Source organism: Micromonospora solifontis, from assembly GCF_003725545.1.
Lineage (GTDB): Bacteria > Actinomycetota > Actinomycetes > Mycobacteriales > Micromonosporaceae > Micromonospora > Micromonospora solifontis.
Genome location: NZ_RJLN01000175.1, coordinates 1 through 3,532, shown reverse-complemented (window position 1 = coordinate 3,532; position 3,532 = coordinate 1). Strand labels below are relative to the sequence as shown.

Genomic DNA, 3,532 nt, shown 5'->3' with positions numbered 1-3,532 from the left:
CCGGTCCGGTCATGGGCGACGCGCCGGGCTCCGGACCGCGCACGGGCGGCCCGGCCGCAGCGGGGTTCGGACCAGGGACGGGTGGCGGCACGGCCCCGGCGGGCTTCGGACCGGGAACGAGTGGCGGCACCGCCGCACCCGGATCCGGCGGGGCTGCCGGCACGCCGGCCGGTTTCGCACCGGGCCGCGCCGCCGCGCCCGGGGCCGGGCTCGATGGCCGGCCCGGGTCCGCCCCGGCCGGCTCGTACCCGGGTGCGGGGCAGGCCGCTCCGGCCTGGGCGGCCGGGGCGGCCGGCGGTCACGGGTCGGCGCAGGAGCGGCACGCCGGGTCCGGGGTGCCACCGACGCTGGAGGAGCCGGCCGACGGCCGGACGGGACGCCGCCGGGTGCTCGCCCTGGCCGGGGCGGCCGCGGTCGTCCTCGTCGCGGTGCTGACCGCCTGGTCCGTGGCGGCGCTGCGGTCGCCGGACGACCCGGCGCCGCGGCCGGCCACGCTGACCGGGGAGTCGGCGGTCGCCGATCCCGCCGTCAGCGTCCGGCCGGGCGCCGGGACGACGCCCGGGGCGACGCCGAGCCGGACCGGCCGGCCCAGCCGGTCGCCGTCGGCCACGCCGAGCCGCCCGGCGGCGGCCACCCCGCCGGGCGGGGCGCAGCCGACCCCCGGGGACACCGGGGCGCCCGCGCCGGGACCGGCGACCAGTTCCCCCGCCGCCCAGCAGCCGTACACGGCCACGCAGGTGTGCGGCGCCGGCTACCAGGTGATCGACTCGGCCACGCTGACCGCGAACGGGGTCCGCAAGGGCCGGGTGTACCTGCTCTACAACACCGCGAGCGGGACGAACTGCGTGGTCACCCTCAAGGACACCGACGTCGGCCGGGCCACCACCGCGTCGGCGTACCTGGAGGTGCAGGGGCAGGACCGGAAGGCGGAGAGCGGGGCGTACAAGTTCTACGCCGGTCCGGTCCGGGCCAGCGCCCCCGGGAAGTGCGTGAAGTGGGGCGGGTCGACCGGCGGGGCCAGCTACGGCAGCCCGTTCGAGCACTGCGGCTGAGCGCCCGCGTCCGCCCGCCGGTCGGCGTCCGGGCCGGCGGGCGGTGGGCCGCGCGGCGGCTTTAAGGTACGGGCATGTCCGTTGACGGGTGGAACACGCTCCTGGTGCTCGGCGGTATCCGGTCCGGCAAGTCCGAGTTCGCCGAATCGCTGGTCGCCGACGCCCCCACGGTCCGGTACGTGGCCACCGCCCCCGAGGGGGACCCGGAGGACACCGAGTGGGCGACCCGCCTGGCGGCGCACCGCGCCCGCCGGCCGGGTAGCTGGACCACCGAGGAGACCGCGGCGGACCCGCGCCGGCTGGCCGACGTGATCGCCGGGGCCGGGCCGAACGAGACGCTGCTCGTCGACGACCTGGGCGGCTGGGTGACCGTGCTGCTCGATCCCGCCCACCAGCCCGCCGACGACACGGCCACCATCGCCGAGCTCGCCGACGCGGTCCGGGCGAGCGCCGCCCGGCTGGTGCTGGTCACCCCCGAGGTCGGGCTCTCGCTGGTGCCGACGACCCCGCTGGGCCGGGCGTTCACCGACGCGCTCGGCGCGACCAACCGGGCGGTCGCCGACGCCTGCGACGCGGTGGTTCTCGTGGTGGCCGGCCAGCCCGCCTGGCTGAAGCCGGCCGGCCCGCCGCCGCAGCACCCCGCGGTGCCCGCGCAGGCCGGGCCCGGGCAGGCCGGCGCCCCGGCCGTCGCACCCGGGACGGTGAACGGGACCGCGCCGGAGGAGAGCCTGCCCGAGGTGCTGACCCCGGCCGTGCCGGCCGCGCCCGCCCCGGCGCCCGCGACGGCCGGCGCCGACTGGGCCGCGCCCACCATGGCGCTGCCGATGATCGCCACCGGCCTGGTCATCCAGCCCGGCATGGAACTGCCCATGCCCGACGACTACGCCGGCCCGCAGGCGGTCGACCGGCTCGCCACCCTGGACGTGGCCGGCGGCGGCCTGGGCGTGCTGGAGCGGGTGGTCGGCTTCGCCGGCGCCACCCAGGGCACCCCGACTCCCGCGCCGTGGGGTTCGGTCCGGGTGCTGCTGCTGCACGGCGACCACGCCGGTGGCGCGTCGGCCGGCGCGGTGCCGGGCGAGTCGCTGCGCCGCGCCCGGCAGGCGCGCACCGGCAAGGGGGCCCTCGCCCGGCTGGCCGCGGAGAACGGCGCGAGCCTCCAGGTGGTCGAGGCGCCCGCCTCGGCGGCCATCGAGGACGGGCCGGCGCTCACCGCCGAGCAGGTCGAGTCGGCCCTGCGGTACGGCTGGCGGCTGGCCGAGCAGGCCGCCGACGCGGGCGTACAGCTGCTGGTGCTGGCCGCGTGCGGCGCCGGCACCGAGGCGGCCGCCGCGGCGGTGCTGGCGGCCACGGCCGGGGCGGAACCCCCGGCGGTGCTGGGCCGGGTGCTCACCGAGCACGGCCAGTACGACGACGCGGCCTGGATGGTCCGCTGCGCGGCGGTCCGGGACGCGCTGCACCGCACCCGGCGCTCTCCCCGGGACGCCAAGGACATCCTGGCGGAGCTGGGCGGCGGCGACGTCGCGGTGGCCACCGGCCTGCTGCTCGGCGCGACCGCCCGGCGGCTCCCGGTGCTGCTGGACGGTCCGGTCGGCGTCGCCGCCGGCATGGTCAGCCGGGACCTCGCCGGGCAGGCCCGGCACTGGTGCCTGCTGCCGGACCACGGCGGCCAGCCGGCGGTGCGGCTCGCCGCCGACGTGCTCGGCCTGACCCCGCTGGTGGACCTCCGGCTGGACCTGGGTGAGGGGGCGACCGCGCTGGCCACCCTGCCGCTGCTGCGCTCGGCGCTGGCGCTCGCCGCCGGCCTGCCGGCGCACCCGTCGCTGCGCGACGGCGAGGACGGCGGGAACGACGAGGGTTTCGCGGAGCCCGAGCCGGCCGGCCCCGGCCCGGCCACCGTCGAGCCGGAGCCCGAGCCGGAGTTCGCCGAGCCGGAGCCCGCGGGCCCCGGGCCCACCACGACCGGCCCCGACGAGCCCGTCTCCCCCGGCCGACGTGCCGACTGAGGCACGCCTCGCCGCGGGCCTCCGGCTGGCGGTCACCACCTTCACCACGCTGCCGGTGCCCCGGCGACTCCGGCGCGCAGCGTCCGACGCCGCGCCGCGACCCGGAGCCACCGCCGACCGGATCGACCGGGACGTGGCGGGTGTCGCGATGGCCCTCGCCCCGGCTGTCGGGGCGCTGCTCGGCGGGCTGCTCGCGGCGGTGCTGCTGCTGACCGCCGCGCTCGCGCCGCCGCTGGTTGCGGCCGGGGTCACCGTCGGGGCGGGCGCGCTGCTGACCCGGGGGCTGCACCTCGACGGGCTGGCCGACACCGTTGACGCGCTGGGGTCGTACCGGCGCGGGGCGGCGGCCCTGGAGATCATGAAGAAGCCGGACGTCGGGCCGTTCGGCGTGGTCGCGCTGGTGGTCGTACTCCTGCTCCAGGCCGCGATGCTCGCGGAGCTGGCGGGGCGGTCGTGGCCGGCGGCGCTCGCGGCGGT

General features: G+C 80.0%; 2 protein-coding genes and 1 pseudogene. All 3 read left to right on the top strand.

What is annotated here, in order from left to right:
* Nucleotides 1-1,052, top strand: a pseudogene (locus EFE23_RS27655) (hypothetical protein); the annotation flags it as partial.
* 74 nt (nt 1,053-1,126) lie between these two features.
* Nucleotides 1,127-3,055 carry a bifunctional adenosylcobinamide kinase/adenosylcobinamide-phosphate guanylyltransferase gene (locus EFE23_RS27650; RefSeq protein WP_123243800.1) on the top strand — a complete coding sequence of 643 codons (1,929 nt, stop codon included), beginning with the start codon at nt 1,127-1,129 and terminating at the stop codon, nt 3,053-3,055.
* A partial coding sequence (locus EFE23_RS27645) for an adenosylcobinamide-GDP ribazoletransferase (protein ID WP_148058562.1) occupies nt 3,045-3,532 on the top strand: 488 nt, incomplete at its 3' end. The genes EFE23_RS27650 and EFE23_RS27645, both read left to right, overlap by 11 nt.